Source organism: Ensifer sp. LC11, assembly GCF_001695835.1.
Classification (GTDB): Bacteria; Pseudomonadota; Alphaproteobacteria; order Rhizobiales; family Rhizobiaceae; genus Ensifer.
Map to the genome: position 1 here is coordinate 58,762 of NZ_MBSO01000005.1, position 14,036 is coordinate 72,797.

Consider the following 14,036-nt stretch of genomic DNA (forward strand, 5'->3'; position numbering starts at 1 on the left):
GATGAGAAAACGTTTCGGCTTCACTCTTATCGTCGGCAGCTTGCTGGTCGCCTTGCCCGTCATGGCAGCCGAGCGGTACGAGCTGCGCGCTCCCGGTGGTGTGGGCGCTGCGACGAGCAACGAGGTCGGCGTCTGGAAGACGGCCAAGACCGCCCGCGGCGCGCGTTCGTCGCTCGCGATCGGCAATCAGTTCATGTCGCCGAATTTGGAATGCATTGTTCGGCCGGGTACCAAGGCCGAAGTCATAAAGCGCGAGGGATCGGTCGCCTATGTGCGCGCGAGCAACGCGGCTTTCGGTGGTTGCAAGGGTTTCGTGAAAACGGAATTCCTGTCGGCAAACTAGGATTTTATCATGGTTGAACTCGCTCTCCCCAAGAATTCGCAGATGACGGAAGGCAAGGTCTGGCCGAAGCCGCAGGGCGCGACCAACGTTCGCGAATACCGCATCTATCGCTGGAACCCGGATGACGGCGCCAATCCGCGCATCGATACCTTCTATATCGATGTCGACGATTGCGGCCCGATGGTGCTCGACGGTTTGCTCTACATCAAGAACAAGATCGACCCGACGCTGACCTTGCGCCGCTCCTGCCGCGAAGGCATCTGCGGCTCCTGCGCGATGAACATCGACGGTACCAACACGCTCGCCTGCACCAAGGGCATGGACGAGGTGAAGGGCGCGGTGAAGGTCTATCCGCTGCCGCACATGCCGGTCGTCAAGGACCTGGTCCCGGACCTCACCAATTTCTACGCCCAGCACCGTTCGATCGAGCCGTGGCTGAAGACGGTGTCGCCGACGCCGGCCAAGGAATGGAAGCAGAGCCACGAGGACCGTCTGAAGCTCGACGGCCTCTACGAGTGCATCCTGTGCGCCTGCTGCTCGACCTCCTGTCCGAGCTATTGGTGGAACGGCGACCGATACCTCGGTCCGGCGGTTCTGCTGCAGGCCTATCGCTGGCTGATCGACTCCAGAGACGAAGCGACCGGCGAGCGTCTCGACAATCTCGAGGATCCCTTCCGTCTCTACCGCTGCCACACGATCATGAACTGCGCCCAGGCCTGTCCGAAGGGTCTGAACCCGGCCAAGGCCATCGGCGAGATCAAGAAGATGCTGGTCGAGCGCCGCGTCTGATCGACCGGCAGGATTCGATTTGGGAACGGCGGGCAGGGCCCGCCGTTTTGCGTTGTGCGCCACGAGACGGCCGCATTGACGCCGGATCAATCCTTGATTGTGGGGGGCGAAATGGGGATGGGTGTCACCGAGCTTTCGCCAGGAGACGCGCAGCGAATGTACCGGGCGGCCGGACGTTTCAATCCTGCAACAGGTCGGCAGGAATCGTCGTCCCTTGATTTGTCAGGTGGATTTGCTGTATTTCGGCCTATATTATCGCGTTGCATCATGGTTCGCGACACGAACAGGAGTAGGGATATGCGGGTAATTCACGCGGCGGCGGGGCTGGCAGTTGTGCTTGCGCTGACCGGATGCCAGCGGACATCGATGGGCGGTTTCGGTTCCCAGGATGCATCACCCGCTCCGATTCAGGCCGCACCGGTTCCCTCGGTTTCGTCGAACCAGCTTCCGGCGCCGAGCGGCAACACTTCGCAATTCCCGGCTGCACCGGCGAGCGGTACGGCGGTTGCCGGTGGCGCTGTTCAGCAGCCCGGCACGCAGGTTGCCGCTGCAGGTGGTGGCCTTGATGTCACCAAGGAATCAATGGTTGGCAACTGGCGTGTATCGAGCGCCGGCAGCTCGTGCGACATGTTCCTGACGCTGACCAATCTCGGTTCCGGTTCGCGCGGCGGCACCCGTGGCTGCGCCGGCGAGCTGACGACCATGGGCTCCTGGGAAGTGGCCGGCAAGCAGGTGGTCCTCAAGGATCGCAGCGGCAATGCGATCGCCCGACTCTACAAGACGGCCGACGCCCGGTTCGATGGTTCGACCAATGGCGGCCAGCCGGTCAGCCTCAGCCGCTGACGCTTATCCAGCCCGGTCTCGCGCCGGGCTTTTGTTTTCCGGCCCATCTCGGGTGAGACGTGCTCAATCCTGACGACAGTATCTACCGCAAGCTCGAAGCGCTCGTTGCGAGCGGCGAGCGCAAACGCGACCCGGCGCAGTTTACGATTGCCCGGCGTTTCGACCATCTTTCGGCGGAGCTGCTCGCCAGCCGCCCATCGCGCAAGACCAATGCGCTCGGCTGGCTGTTTGCCTCGCGCAAGAAAGATCACCCCCCGGTCAAGGGGCTCTACATCTACGGCGGCGTCGGGCGCGGCAAGACGATGCTGATGGATCTGTTCTTCGACACGGTGCCGATCCAGCGCAAGCGCCGCGCACACTTTCATGAATTCATGGCCGATGTGCACGAGCGCATCTACAAGCACCGCCAGAAGCTCAAGAACGGCGAGACGAAGCAGGCCGACCCGATCCCGCCCGTCGCCTCGGAACTCTTCGGCGAGGCGCGGTTGCTCTGCTTCGACGAATTCTCGGTCACCGACATCGCCGATGCGATGATCCTCGGGCGGTTGTTCGGCGAACTTTTCGCCAAGGGCTGCGTGCTTATTGCGACGTCCAACGTTGCGCCTGGCGATCTCTATCGTGACGGTCTCAATCGCGGGTTGTTCCTGCCCTTCATCGATCTGCTCAAGGCGAATGCCGAGGTCATTTCGCTGGATACGGATACGGATTACCGGCTGACGAAGACCGACGGCAGTCCGGTGTGGCTCTCGCCGCTTGGTCCGGAGGCCGATGCCGCGATGGCGCGGGCGTGGACGAGCGAGACCCGCAATGCACCCATCGCCCCGGCCGAGGTGCCGCGCAAGGGCCGAAAGATCCCTGTGCCGGCTGCCTCCGGCAAGAGTGCCCGCTTCAGTTTCGCCGACCTCTGCCAGCACCCGCTGGGTGCTGCAGACTACCTGGCCATTCTCGAGCGCTATTCGACCATCTTCGTCGATCACGTCCCGCACCTCGGGCCACATATGCGCAACGAAACCAAGCGCTTCATTCTTCTGGTCGACACGCTCTATGACAACGGTGCCCGGCTGTTCGCCTCGGCAGCGGCCGCGCCGCAGGATCTGCTGACCCAGAAGAAGGGCACGGAAGGCTTCGAGTTCGACCGTACGGTCTCACGGCTGATCGAGATGCAAAGTGAGGAATATGCCGCTGCGCACCCCGCCAACAGTGCTGTTTTGTAACGCAGTTGTGACGGAAATTCTTACGTTTACGTAAGAGTTTTATGATCTAACCGATTGAAATTCCTTCATCAAAAAGTATCGATTGATATTTTAACGATTGCCGTTTAATGCCTTGCGGCGAAGGTTTGGCGTTTGCCGCGCTTCAGGCCTCGATCATATTGGGATCACAAAGGAAGCAGTTTCATGGCTCGCAACAAGATCGCACTTATCGGTTCAGGGATGATTGGTGGCACGCTGGCGCATCTCGCCGGCCTGAAGGAACTGGGCGACATCGTCCTCTTCGACATCGCCGACGGCATCCCGCAGGGCAAGGGCCTCGACATCGGCCAGTCCTCGCCGGTCGAAGGCTTTGACGTGAACCTGACGGGTGCCAGCGACTACGCCGCCATCGAAGGTGCCGACGTCTGCATCGTCACCGCCGGTGTCGCACGCAAGCCCGGCATGAGCCGCGACGATCTGCTCGGCATCAATCTCAAGGTCATGGAACAGGTCGGCGCCGGCATCAAGAAATACGCTCCGAACGCCTTCGTCATCTGCATCACCAACCCGCTCGACGCCATGGTCTGGGCGCTGCAGAAGTTCTCGGGCCTGCCGAAGAACAAGGTCGTCGGCATGGCCGGCGTTCTCGACAGCGCGCGCTTCCGCCTGTTCCTCTCCCAGGAATTCAACGTATCGGTCCAGGACGTCACGGCCTTCGTTCTCGGCGGTCACGGCGACACCATGGTGCCGCTCGCCCGCTACTCGACCGTTGCCGGCATTCCTCTGACCGATCTCGTTCAGATGGGCTGGGTCACCAAGGAGCGCCTCGAGGAAATCATCCAGCGCACCCGTGACGGCGGCGCCGAAATCGTCGGCCTCCTGAAGACCGGCTCGGCCTACTACGCCCCGGCCGCTTCGGCGATCGAGATGGCGGAAGCCTACCTCAAGGACAAGAAGCGCGTGCTCCCCTGCGCCGCTCACCTGACCGGCCAGTACGGCGTCAAGGACATGTATGTCGGCGTTCCGACCGTTATCGGCGCCGGCGGCGTCGAGCGTATCATCGAGATCGACCTCAACAAGGCCGAGAAGGAAGCGTTCGACAAGTCGGTCGCTTCGGTCGCCGGTCTTTGCGAAGCCTGCATCGGCATTGCGCCGAGCCTGAAGCAGTAATCGCGTCCCGCTGAGCGGACGCTCCGTATCCGCCCAGCCTCTTTGTTTTTGCCGCATTGGTGCGGGTAGGTGCCTCACCTGCCCGCACAATGCTCCAGACAGGAAAACCACCATGAACATTCATGAATATCAGGCCAAGGCTCTCTTGAAGAGCTATGGCGCACCCGTCGCGGAAGGTGTCGCGATCTTCACGGCCGACGAGGCTGAAGCTGCAGCCAAGACGCTCCCGGGCCCGCTCTATGTCGTCAAGAGCCAGATCCATGCCGGCGGTCGCGGCAAGGGCAAGTTCAAGGAACTCAGCGCCGACGCCAAGGGCGGCGTTCGTCTTGCCTTCTCGATCGATGAAGCCAAGGCTCATGCCAAGGACATGCTCGGCAATACGCTCGTCACCGCGCAGACTGGCCCTGCCGGCAAACAGGTGAACCGCCTCTACATCGAGGACGGCGCCGACATCGAGCGCGAACTTTATCTGTCGCTGCTCGTCGACCGCTCGGTCGGCCAGGTCGCCTTCGTCGTTTCGACCGAAGGCGGCATGGACATCGAGGCTGTTGCGCACGACACGCCGGAAAAGATCGTCAACGTCGCGATCAACCCGGAAGCTGGCGTCACCGCCGCTGATCTCGCCAAGCTCACCTCGGCCCTGAAGCTCGAAGGCGAAGCCAAGGCTGACGCCGAAAAGCTCTTCCCGATCCTCTACAAGGCTTTTGTCGAGAAGGACATGAGCCTGCTCGAGATCAACCCGCTGATCGTCATGAAGAACGGCCGCGTGCGCGTTCTCGATGCCAAGGTCTCGTTCGACGGCAACGCGCTCTTCCGCCACGACGACATCAAGGCACTGCGCGACGAAACCGAAGAAGACGCCAAGGAAATCGAGGCCTCCAAGTGGGACCTCGCCTATGTGGCGCTCGACGGCAACATCGGCTGCATGGTCAACGGCGCCGGCCTTGCCATGGCGACGATGGACATCATCAAGCTCTACGGCAAGGAGCCGGCGAACTTCTGTGACGTCGGCGGCGGCGCCGGCAAGGAGAAGGTCGCGGCAGCCTTCAAGATCATCACGGCTGACCCAAAGGTCGAGGGCATCCTCGTCAACATCTTCGGCGGCATCATGAAGTGCGATGTCATTGCTGAAGGTGTCGTTGCGGCCGTGCAGGAAGTCGGCCTCAAGGTTCCGCTGGTCGTTCGTCTCGAAGGCACGAATGTCGAGCTTGGCAAGAAGATCCTGAACGAATCCGGCCTGGCGATCACCGCCGCCGACGATCTGGATGACGCTGCCAAGAAGATCGTCGCCGCGATCAACGGCTAACTGAAGGACCAGACCTCATGTCGATTCTCGTTAACAAGAACACCAAGGTCCTCGTTCAGGGCCTGACCGGCAAGACCGGCACCTTCCATACCGAACAGGCGCTTGCCTATTACGGCACACAGATGGTCGGCGGCATTCACCCGAAGAAGGGCGGCGAAACCTGGACCGGCTCCAAGGGCGAAACCCTGCCGATCTTCGCATCGGTTGCCGAAGGCCGTGAAAAGACCGGTGCGGACGCATCCGTGATCTATGTTCCGCCGGCAGGTGCCGCAGACGCGATCATCGAAGCGATCGACGCGGAAATCCCGTTCATCACCTGCATTACCGAAGGCATCCCGGTTGCCGACATGGTGCGCGTCAAGGCCCGTCTCGACCGCTCCAAGTCGCGCCTGCTCGGCCCGAACTGCCCCGGTATCCTGACGCCGGAAGAATGCAAGATCGGCATCATGCCGGGCTCGATCTTCCGCAAGGGTTCGGTCGGCATCGTCTCGCGTTCCGGCACGCTCACCTATGAAGCCGTGTTCCAGACCTCCAACGAAGGCCTCGGCCAGACGACGGCCGTCGGCATCGGCGGCGACCCGGTCAAGGGCACCGAGTTCATCGACGTGCTCGAGATGTTCCTGGCGGACGAGGCCACGACCTCGATCATCATGATCGGCGAAATCGGCGGTTCGGCCGAAGAGGATGCGGCGCAGTTCCTCATCGACGAGGCCAAGAAGGGCCGCAAGAAGCCGATGGCCGGCTTCATCGCCGGCCGTACCGCGCCGAAGGGCCGCACCATGGGTCACGCCGGCGCCGTCGTTTCCGGCGGCAAGGGCGATGCGGAATCCAAGATCGCAGCGATGGAGCAGGCAGGCATCCGCGTGTCGCCGTCGCCGGCCCGCCTCGGCAAGACGCTGGTCGAAGTCCTGAAGGGCTGATCTCAAGACTTCTGCCCGGGCCGGAGCGATCCGGCCCGGGCAGCCTGCAGCCCGCGTGTTTCCTTGGCTGATGCGAGATCAGGATACGCGGCAAACTGAGTGCCACGGCGAGCCCGGCGCGTCCCTCGATGCGCGACGCCGTAGGAAAGGCAAGGCGCCAAGCGCGCCGAACGAACATGAACGACCGGGATACCCGGCAACCCAACTTCAGTCAGGAGGCGGACGAGCTGTCCGCGTGAAACCATGACAAGGCAAGAGGCCAACGAGCAATTCCAGCTCACATCCTTTCTGGACGGCGCCAACGCCGCCTATATCGAGCAGCTCCACGCACGCTATGAGACGGACCCGGCGTCCGTGTCGGCCGAATGGCAGGCCTTCTTCAAGGCGCTCGCCGACCGGCCGGAAGATGTCGTGAAGGCAGCCAAGGGCGCCTCCTGGAAAAAGAACAACTGGCCTATCCAGGCCAATGGCGAGCTCGTGTCGGCGCTTGACGGCGACTGGGGTACGGTCGAAAAGGTCATCGAAAAGAAGGTCAAGGCGAAGGCTGAGGAAGCCGCCGCTGCCACTGGCACTGTCGCGAGCGCTGCCGACATCCATCAGGCGACGCGCGATTCCGTGCGCGCCATCATGATGATCCGCGCCTACCGCGCCCGTGGCCACCTGCATGCCAAGCTCGACCCGCTCGGCCTTGCCGCTCCGGTGGAGGACTACAACGAGCTTTCGCCCTCGAACTACGGTTTTGAGGACAAGGATCTCGACCGCAAGATCTTCATCGACAACGTGCTCGGCCTCGAATACGCGTCCATCCGCGAAATGGTCGAAATCCTCGAGCGCACCTACTGCTCGACGATCGGCGTCGAGTTCATGCACATGTCCAACCCGGACGAAAAGGCCTGGATCCAGGAACGCATCGAAGGCCCGGACAAGGGCGTCGAATTCACCCCGGAAGGCAAGAAGGCCATTCTGCAGAAGCTGATCGAGTCGGAAGGCTTCGAGCAGTTCATCGACGTCAAGTACAAGGGCACCAAGCGTTTCGGCCTCGATGGCGGCGAATCGCTGATCCCGGCGCTCGAGCAGATCATCAAGCGCGGCGGCCAGGAAGGCCTCAAGGAAATCGTTCTCGGCATGGCCCACCGCGGCCGCCTGAACGTGCTCTCCCAGGTCATGGCCAAGCCCCATCGCGCCATCTTCCACGAGTTCAAGGGCGGCTCCTACGCGCCTGACGACGTCGAAGGTTCGGGCGACGTCAAGTACCATCTCGGCGCTTCCTCCGACCGCGAGTTCGACGGCAACAAGGTTCACCTGTCGCTGACGGCGAACCCGTCGCACCTCGAAATCGTCAACCCGGTTGTCATGGGCAAGGCCCGCGCCAAGCAGGACCAGATGGCGACCGTCTTTGAAGGCGACATCATCCCGCTGCGCGAGCGCTCGAAGGTCATGCCGCTCCTGCTGCATGGCGATGCGGCCTTCGCCGGCCAGGGCGTGATTGCTGAAATCCTCGGCCTGTCCGGCCTGCGCGGTCACCGCGTCGCCGGCACCGTGCACTTCATCATCAACAACCAGATCGGCTTTACCACCAATCCGGCCTTCTCGCGTTCGTCGCCCTATCCGTCCGACGTCGCCAAGATGATCGAAGCGCCGATCTTCCACGTCAACGGCGACGATCCGGAAGGCGTCGTCTATGCGGCGAAGATCGCGACCGAATTCCGGATGAAGTTCCACAAGCCTGTCGTCATCGACATGTTCTGCTACCGCCGCTTCGGCCACAACGAAGGCGACGAGCCTGCGTTCACCCAGCCGAAGATGTACAAGGTCATCCGTGGCCACAAGACCGTCGTCCAGCTCTATTCGGACCGGTTGATCGCCGAAGGCCTGATGTCCGATGGCGAAGTCGAAAAGATGAGGGCCGACTGGCGCGCCCATCTCGAGCAGGAGTTCGAGGCCGGCCAGTCCTACAAGCCGAACAAGGCCGACTGGCTCGACGGTGTCTGGTCGGGCCTGCGCTCGGCCGACAACCAGGACGAACAGCGCCGCGGCAAGACCTCGGTGCCGATGAAGCAGCTCAAGGAAGTCGGTCGCAAGATCTCGGAGATCCCGGCAGGCTTCAACGCGCACCGCACGATCCAGCGTTTCATGGAAAACCGCGCCGCGATGATCCAGACCGGCGAAGGCGTCGACTGGGCGATGGCCGAGGCGCTCGCTTTCGGCACGCTGGTCACCGAAGGTACCAAGATCCGTCTTTCGGGCCAGGACTGCGAACGCGGCACCTTCTCGCAGCGCCACTCGGTGCTCTACGATCAGCAGACCGAAGAGCGCTACATTCCACTTGCGAACCTGTCTCCGACCCAGGCCCGCTACGAGGTCATCAACTCGATGCTTTCCGAAGAAGCGGTTCTGGGCTTCGAGTACGGTTACTCGCTTGCCCGCCCGAACGCGCTGACGCTCTGGGAAGCCCAGTTCGGCGACTTCGCCAACGGTGCGCAGGTCGTTTTCGACCAGTTCATCTCGTCGGGCGAACGCAAGTGGCTGCGCATGTCGGGTCTCGTCTGCCTGTTGCCGCACGGCTATGAGGGCCAGGGTCCGGAGCACTCGTCCGCCCGCCTCGAGCGCTTCCTGCAGCTTTGCGCCGAAGACAACATGCAGGTCGCCAACGTCACGACGCCGGCGAACTACTTCCACATCCTGCGCCGCCAGGTGAAGCGCGACTTCCGCAAGCCGCTGGTCCTGATGACGCCGAAGTCGCTGCTGCGCCACAAGCGTGCGGTCTCCAGCCTGTCGGAAATGGCCGGCGAGAGCTCGTTCCACCGCCTGCTGTGGGACGATGCAGAGGTGATCAAGGATGGTCCGATCAAGCTGCAGAAGGACTCCAAGATCCGTCGCGTCGTGCTCTGCTCGGGCAAGGTCTATTACGACCTGCTCGAAGAACGCGAAAAGCGCGGCATCGACGACATCTACCTGCTGCGCGTCGAACAGCTCTATCCGTTCCCGGCCAAGGCGCTGATCAACGAGCTCAGCCGCTTCCGCAACGCGGAGATGGTCTGGTGCCAGGAAGAGCCGAAGAACATGGGCGCCTGGTCGTTCATCGATCCTTATCTCGAATGGGTTCTCGCCCATATCGACGCCAAGTATCAGCGCGTGCGCTACACCGGCCGTCCGGCCGCCGCTTCGCCGGCGACGGGCCTGATGTCGAAGCACCTGGCGCAGCTTGCCGCCTTCCTCGAGGACGCGCTGGGGGGCTGATGCTCCCCTCGCTCTGAGCCAATAGAAACAGATATCTGATCAACGGAACAAAAATCATGGCAACAGAAATCCGCGTTCCCACCCTCGGTGAATCCGTCAGCGAAGCGACCGTCGGCACCTGGTTCAAGAAGGTCGGCGACGCCATCAAGGCCGATGAACCCCTGCTCGAACTCGAAACCGACAAGGTGACTATCGAAGTGCCGGCGCCGGCCGCAGGCACGCTGTCCGAAATCGTCGCCCAGGCGGGCGAAACTGTCGGTCTCGGCGCGCTGCTCGGCCAGATCGCCGCCGGTGCTGCCGGCGCCGCGGCCGCCCCGGCTGCTGCGTCTGAGAAGAAGGCCGAGCCGGCTGCCGCCGCTCCGGCTGCCCCGGCCGCTGCTGCTGCTCCTGCCGCGACGTCGATGCCGCCGGCACCTTCGGCTGGCAAGCTGCTCGCCGAAAACAACCTGTCGGCCGACCAGATCGATGGTTCCGGCAAGCGCGGCCAGGTGCTGAAGGGTGACGTGCTTGCAGCCGTTGCCAAGGGCATCTCGACGCCGGCGGCTGCCGAGCCGGCCAAGGTCCAGGCCCGTGCGCCGTCGACGGCTGAGGACGTCGTTCGCGAAGAGCGCGTCAAGATGACCCGCCTGCGCCAGACGATCGCGCGCCGCCTCAAGGACGCGCAGAACACCGCTGCCATGCTCACCACCTACAACGAGGTGGACATGAGCGCCGTTATGTCGCTGCGCAACAAGTACAAGGACATCTTCGAGAAGAAGCATGGCGTGAAGCTCGGCTTCATGGGCTTCTTCACCAAGGCCGTCACCCATGCGCTGAAGGAAATCCCGGCCGTCAACGCCGAGATCGATGGCACCGACATCATCTACAAGAACTACTGCCACGTCGGCGTTGCCGTCGGCACGGACAAGGGTCTTGTCGTTCCGATCGTGCGCGATGCCGACCAGATGTCGATCGCCGAAATCGAGAAGGACATCGGCCGCCTCGGCAAGGCTGCGCGTGATGGCGCGCTGTCGATGGCCGACATGCAGGGCGGCACCTTCACGATCTCCAACGGCGGCGTCTACGGCTCGCTGATGTCCTCGCCGATCCTGAACGCACCGCAGTCCGGCATTCTTGGCATGCACAAGATCCAGGACCGTCCGGTCGCCATCGGCGGCCAGGTCGTCATCCGCCCGATGATGTACCTCGCACTCTCCTACGATCACCGCATCGTCGACGGCAAGGAGGCCGTGACCTTCCTCGTCCGCGTCAAGGAAAGCCTTGAGGATCCGGAGCGTCTGGTCCTCGACCTCTAATATCTGGAGGCAGGGGCGCGCCTTTGTGCGCCCCTGCCGACGCCGCCTCGATCGATGGGGCGAAGCCTGTCTCTACTACCCGGCGCCGCCGAGGACTGGCCGTAACTAACCGATGATGCCGATCTGAACCGCTCCTGGGATCGCAAGGGATGATGGAAGCCGCTGCAGCGTCGACTGAAATCTGGGTGCTCGGCTGGAGCGTCGTGCTGTTGATCGCGCACATCCTCGTGCAGGCACTGTCGCTCGATCTCTCCGGTGATTTCACCATCAAGTACCTGCTTGGCCCGCGCGACGAGCAGCGGGCGTCCAGGAGCGTGGTGTCCGGCCGCCTGCTGCGGTCGCTGCGCAACATGCTGGAGACCTATCCGGCCTTTGTCGCACTTGCCCTTGCCCTGGCGGTGACCGGCAAGACGGGAGGCCTTGGCGCGATCGGCGCGGTGACCTGGTTTCTGGCGCGCGTGGTCTACACCGCACTCTACGTGGCCGGGGTTCCCGTGCTGCGCACTATCGTCTGGTTCGTGTCGATCATCGCCCTGCTGCTGATGGTCGCGCGGCTTTTGGGCTAGCTTTGCTGGCCAACGAAGCAAGAGGAGACCGTCGCATGGCATTCGAACCCAACGTTCCGCCGATCCAGGTGCATCTCTGCGTCAAGGACGGCACGGCGGCGATCGCGTTCTACGAGAAGGCCTTCGGTGCCCAGCACACCTTTTGCCAGCTGGCTGAGGATCGCAAGCGCGTGATGCATTCCAATCTGTCGCTCTTCGGCGGCGAGATCATGCTGCACGATGAATTTCCCGAGTTCGGCTCGAGCGTGCTTTCGCCGAAGACGGTCGGCGGTGCGAGCGTTGCCATCAACATCAACCTGCCGAAGGCCGCCGATGTCGATGCGGCCTATGCGAAGGCGGTCGCCGCCGGGGCATCGACAGTGCTGGAACCGCAGGATACCTTCTGGCACGCACGCTACGCGCGTATCCAGGATCCCTTCGGCCACGTCTGGGCCTTCAACGCACCGGTCGCACAATCATGAGCCAATATCTCTTCGAACTCGCATCGCTGATGGCGATCTTTTCCTTTGCTATCGTCTCTCCCGGCGCCGACCTTGCCATGGTCATGCGCCAGTCGATCGTGCATGGCCGCCGTCCGGCGATCATCACGTCCTTCGGCATCGGCTCGTCGCTGATGTTTCATGTGACCTACACGATCCTCGGCCTCGGGCTGATCATTTCGCAGTCGATCTATCTCTTCAACATCGTCAAATGGTGCGGCGTCGCTTACCTGATCTATATCGGCATCAAGGCTCTGCGCGCTGGCCAGACGGAAATCAAGGTCGAGCGCACGGAGGGCAATGAGCCCGGCAAGGGCCAGTCGGCCGCCAAGGCTTTCGGCCTTGGCTTTGCCGCCAATGCGCTCAACCCCAAGCCGGTGTTCTTCTTCCTGTCGATCTTTTCGACGGTCGTCAGCGCGCACACGCCGATCCTCGTCAAGTTCGGCTATGGTCTCGTCATGGCCTCGTGCCTGATCCTCTGGTTCGTCGGCGTCAGCCTGTTCATGACGACGCCGCGCATGCGCGCCGCCTTCACCCGCGCCAGCAAGTGGATCGACCGCGCCAGCGGCGTGGTGTTCATCGCGCTCGGCCTCAAACTCGCAACGGAGAAGGCTGCCTGATCATGGTCGCTCGTCGCCTCATCCCCGTGCTTTTCTGCGCTGCGCTTGCCGCGCCGGCTGCTGCTGCCGAGTGCAAGCAGTCGCACGCGATCTATGGCGATCGTGACGGCGGCTATGAGCTGCGCTTCGAGCCTGTCGGCTCGGCAAGTGCTGCGACCAGCAACCATTTCAAGGTGGCCGTGCTGAAGCCCGGCCTGCTGCTTGACGGCGTCGTGATGCCGGCGGGCGAGCCGGAGCGGGCCACGGGGCTGATCATGCACAATTGCCCCGAGGGGGACGCGACCGGCGAGGAACTGCGCGCCTGCACGGTCTGGCAGGGTGTCGTCTATGCGCTCGATAAGGCCGGCGCGCTCAGCGAGATCCCCGCCGAGAGTGAGCCGGCGGCGGCGCAGCTGCTGCTGCCCGACTTCGGACCCTCTCTCAGAGCATCGAGCGCCTGGGGCAAAGGCAAGGCAGAAGCCGACAGCTGGGATTCCTTCACCCTCAAGGGATGCGCCGCATGAGCGCAAGTCCCGTTCTTCTTGTGACCGGCGGCAGCCGCGGCATTGGCGCGGCGGTCTGCCTTGCGGCGGCGAAAGCCGGCTGGCGCGTCGCGGTCAACTACGCAACGAACCGCAAGGCGGCCGATGCAGTGGTCCGCGCGATTGAAAAGGCCGGCGGCTCGGCGGTCGCGGTTCAGGGCGACGTCGGTTCCGAGGCGGATGTCCAGGCGATCTTTGCCGCCGTCGATGCGGCCTTTGGCCGGCTGGACGGCCTCGTCAACAATGCCGGCATCGTTGGGCCAACCGCACGGATCGACGAGATGTCCGTCGAGCGGCTGGAGCGAATGTTCCGCATCAACGTCACCGGCTCCATCCGCTGCGCGGCCGAAGCCGTCCGCCGCATGTCGACGCGTTATGGTCACCGGGGCGGCGTCATCGTCAACCTCTCCTCGGCAGCAGCCGTGCTTGGCTCGCCGGCGCAATATGTCGACTATGCCGCCTCGAAGGGTGCGATCGATACCTTCACCATCGGCCTTGCACGTGAGGTGGCTGCCGAGGGCATTCGCGTCAACGCTGTTCGCCCCGGCGTCATCGATACCGAGATCCATGCCTCCGGCGGCCTGCCGGACCGGGCCCGTGATCTCGCTTCCACCATTCCCGTTCAGCGACCCGGCACCGCCGAGGAAGTCGCTGACGCGATCCTCTACCTCCTGTCGGACAAGGCGACTTATGTGACGGGAGCAATTCTCAATGTCAGCGGCGGGCGGTAACCGCCCTGAAGGAAGGATAG

General features: G+C 63.1%; 14 protein-coding genes. All 14 read left to right on the forward strand.

The genetic code is table 11. The features are described from left to right. Position 1: 1 nt before the first annotated feature. The 14 genes from BBX50_RS04005 to BBX50_RS04070 all read left to right on the forward strand — a co-directional run bounded on the left by BBX50_RS04005 (position 2) and on the right by BBX50_RS04070 (position 14,016). Entirely contained in the window at positions 2-343 is a 342-nt protein-coding gene (locus BBX50_RS04005) for a succinate dehydrogenase (protein ID WP_065774028.1), read from the forward strand. A 9-nt stretch (positions 344-352) separates the two neighbouring features. Next, complete coding sequence (locus BBX50_RS04010; protein ID WP_065374169.1) at positions 353-1,132, forward strand: succinate dehydrogenase iron-sulfur subunit; 780 nt, start codon at positions 353-355, stop codon at positions 1,130-1,132. A gap of 297 nt (positions 1,133-1,429) precedes the next feature. After that, the gene (locus tag BBX50_RS04015) at positions 1,430-1,975 is read left to right on the forward strand and encodes a protease inhibitor Inh/omp19 family protein (protein WP_065774029.1); all 546 of its coding nucleotides are present in this window, start codon (positions 1,430-1,432) and stop codon (positions 1,973-1,975) included. A 59-nt stretch (positions 1,976-2,034) separates the two neighbouring features. Continuing rightward, on the forward strand, positions 2,035-3,189 hold the full coding sequence (gene zapE, locus BBX50_RS04020; protein ID WP_065774030.1) for a cell division protein ZapE: 1,155 nt from the start codon (positions 2,035-2,037) through the stop codon (positions 3,187-3,189). A gap of 183 nt (positions 3,190-3,372) precedes the next feature. Further along, positions 3,373-4,338: a malate dehydrogenase gene (mdh, locus tag BBX50_RS04025; protein ID WP_065774031.1), complete on the forward strand. Its 966-nt coding sequence runs from the start codon at positions 3,373-3,375 to the stop codon at positions 4,336-4,338. A gap of 112 nt (positions 4,339-4,450) precedes the next feature. After that, entirely contained in the window at positions 4,451-5,644 is a 1,194-nt protein-coding gene (sucC, locus tag BBX50_RS04030; protein ID WP_065774032.1) for an ADP-forming succinate--CoA ligase subunit beta, read from the forward strand. Between the two features lie 17 nt (positions 5,645-5,661). Continuing rightward, the gene (gene sucD, locus BBX50_RS04035; RefSeq protein ID WP_058321727.1) at positions 5,662-6,564 is read left to right on the forward strand and encodes a succinate--CoA ligase subunit alpha; all 903 of its coding nucleotides are present in this window, start codon (positions 5,662-5,664) and stop codon (positions 6,562-6,564) included. 243 nt (positions 6,565-6,807) lie between these two features. Beyond that, complete coding sequence (locus BBX50_RS04040) at positions 6,808-9,804, forward strand: 2-oxoglutarate dehydrogenase E1 component (protein ID WP_065774033.1); 2,997 nt, start codon at positions 6,808-6,810, stop codon at positions 9,802-9,804. A 56-nt stretch (positions 9,805-9,860) separates the two neighbouring features. Then, positions 9,861-11,099 (forward strand): 2-oxoglutarate dehydrogenase complex dihydrolipoyllysine-residue succinyltransferase, encoded by a 1,239-nt coding sequence (odhB, locus tag BBX50_RS04045; protein WP_065774034.1) that lies wholly within the window; start codon positions 9,861-9,863, stop codon positions 11,097-11,099. A gap of 149 nt (positions 11,100-11,248) precedes the next feature. After that, entirely contained in the window at positions 11,249-11,665 is a 417-nt protein-coding gene (locus tag BBX50_RS04050) for an MAPEG family protein (RefSeq protein WP_320410497.1), read from the forward strand. A gap of 35 nt (positions 11,666-11,700) precedes the next feature. Then, the gene (locus tag BBX50_RS04055) at positions 11,701-12,126 is read left to right on the forward strand and encodes a VOC family protein (RefSeq protein ID WP_065774035.1); all 426 of its coding nucleotides are present in this window, start codon (positions 11,701-11,703) and stop codon (positions 12,124-12,126) included. Then, a complete protein-coding gene (locus BBX50_RS04060) occupies positions 12,123-12,764 on the forward strand; it encodes a LysE family translocator (RefSeq protein WP_065774036.1) in 642 nt (213 codons plus the stop codon). The genes BBX50_RS04055 and BBX50_RS04060 overlap by 4 nt, the downstream gene beginning before the upstream one ends. A gap of 2 nt (positions 12,765-12,766) precedes the next feature. Then, positions 12,767-13,267 carry a hypothetical protein gene (locus tag BBX50_RS04065; protein WP_065774037.1) on the forward strand — a complete coding sequence of 167 codons (501 nt, stop codon included), beginning with the start codon at positions 12,767-12,769 and terminating at the stop codon, positions 13,265-13,267. Continuing rightward, entirely contained in the window at positions 13,264-14,016 is a 753-nt protein-coding gene (locus tag BBX50_RS04070) for an SDR family oxidoreductase (RefSeq protein ID WP_065774038.1), read from the forward strand. Before BBX50_RS04065 ends, BBX50_RS04070 begins: the two co-directional genes overlap by 4 nt. Positions 14,017-14,036 lie beyond the last annotated feature (20 nt).

Coding starts and splice junctions, on each gene's coding strand:
- BBX50_RS04005 (WP_065774028.1), top strand. CDS start 2: ATGAGAAAACGTTTCGGCTTCACTCTTATCGTCGGCAGCTTGCTGGTC.
- BBX50_RS04010 (WP_065374169.1), top strand. CDS start 353: ATGGTTGAACTCGCTCTCCCCAAGAATTCGCAGATGACGGAAGGCAAG.
- BBX50_RS04015 (WP_065774029.1), top strand. CDS start 1,430: ATGCGGGTAATTCACGCGGCGGCGGGGCTGGCAGTTGTGCTTGCGCTG.
- mdh (WP_065774031.1), top strand. CDS start 3,373: ATGGCTCGCAACAAGATCGCACTTATCGGTTCAGGGATGATTGGTGGC.
- sucC (WP_065774032.1), top strand. CDS start 4,451: ATGAACATTCATGAATATCAGGCCAAGGCTCTCTTGAAGAGCTATGGC.
- sucD (WP_058321727.1), top strand. CDS start 5,662: ATGTCGATTCTCGTTAACAAGAACACCAAGGTCCTCGTTCAGGGCCTG.
- BBX50_RS04040 (WP_065774033.1), top strand. CDS start 6,808: ATGACAAGGCAAGAGGCCAACGAGCAATTCCAGCTCACATCCTTTCTG.
- odhB (WP_065774034.1), top strand. CDS start 9,861: ATGGCAACAGAAATCCGCGTTCCCACCCTCGGTGAATCCGTCAGCGAA.
- BBX50_RS04050 (WP_320410497.1), top strand. CDS start 11,249: ATGATGGAAGCCGCTGCAGCGTCGACTGAAATCTGGGTGCTCGGCTGG.
- BBX50_RS04055 (WP_065774035.1), top strand. CDS start 11,701: ATGGCATTCGAACCCAACGTTCCGCCGATCCAGGTGCATCTCTGCGTC.
- BBX50_RS04060 (WP_065774036.1), top strand. CDS start 12,123: ATGAGCCAATATCTCTTCGAACTCGCATCGCTGATGGCGATCTTTTCC.
- BBX50_RS04065 (WP_065774037.1), top strand. CDS start 12,767: ATGGTCGCTCGTCGCCTCATCCCCGTGCTTTTCTGCGCTGCGCTTGCC.
- BBX50_RS04070 (WP_065774038.1), top strand. CDS start 13,264: ATGAGCGCAAGTCCCGTTCTTCTTGTGACCGGCGGCAGCCGCGGCATT.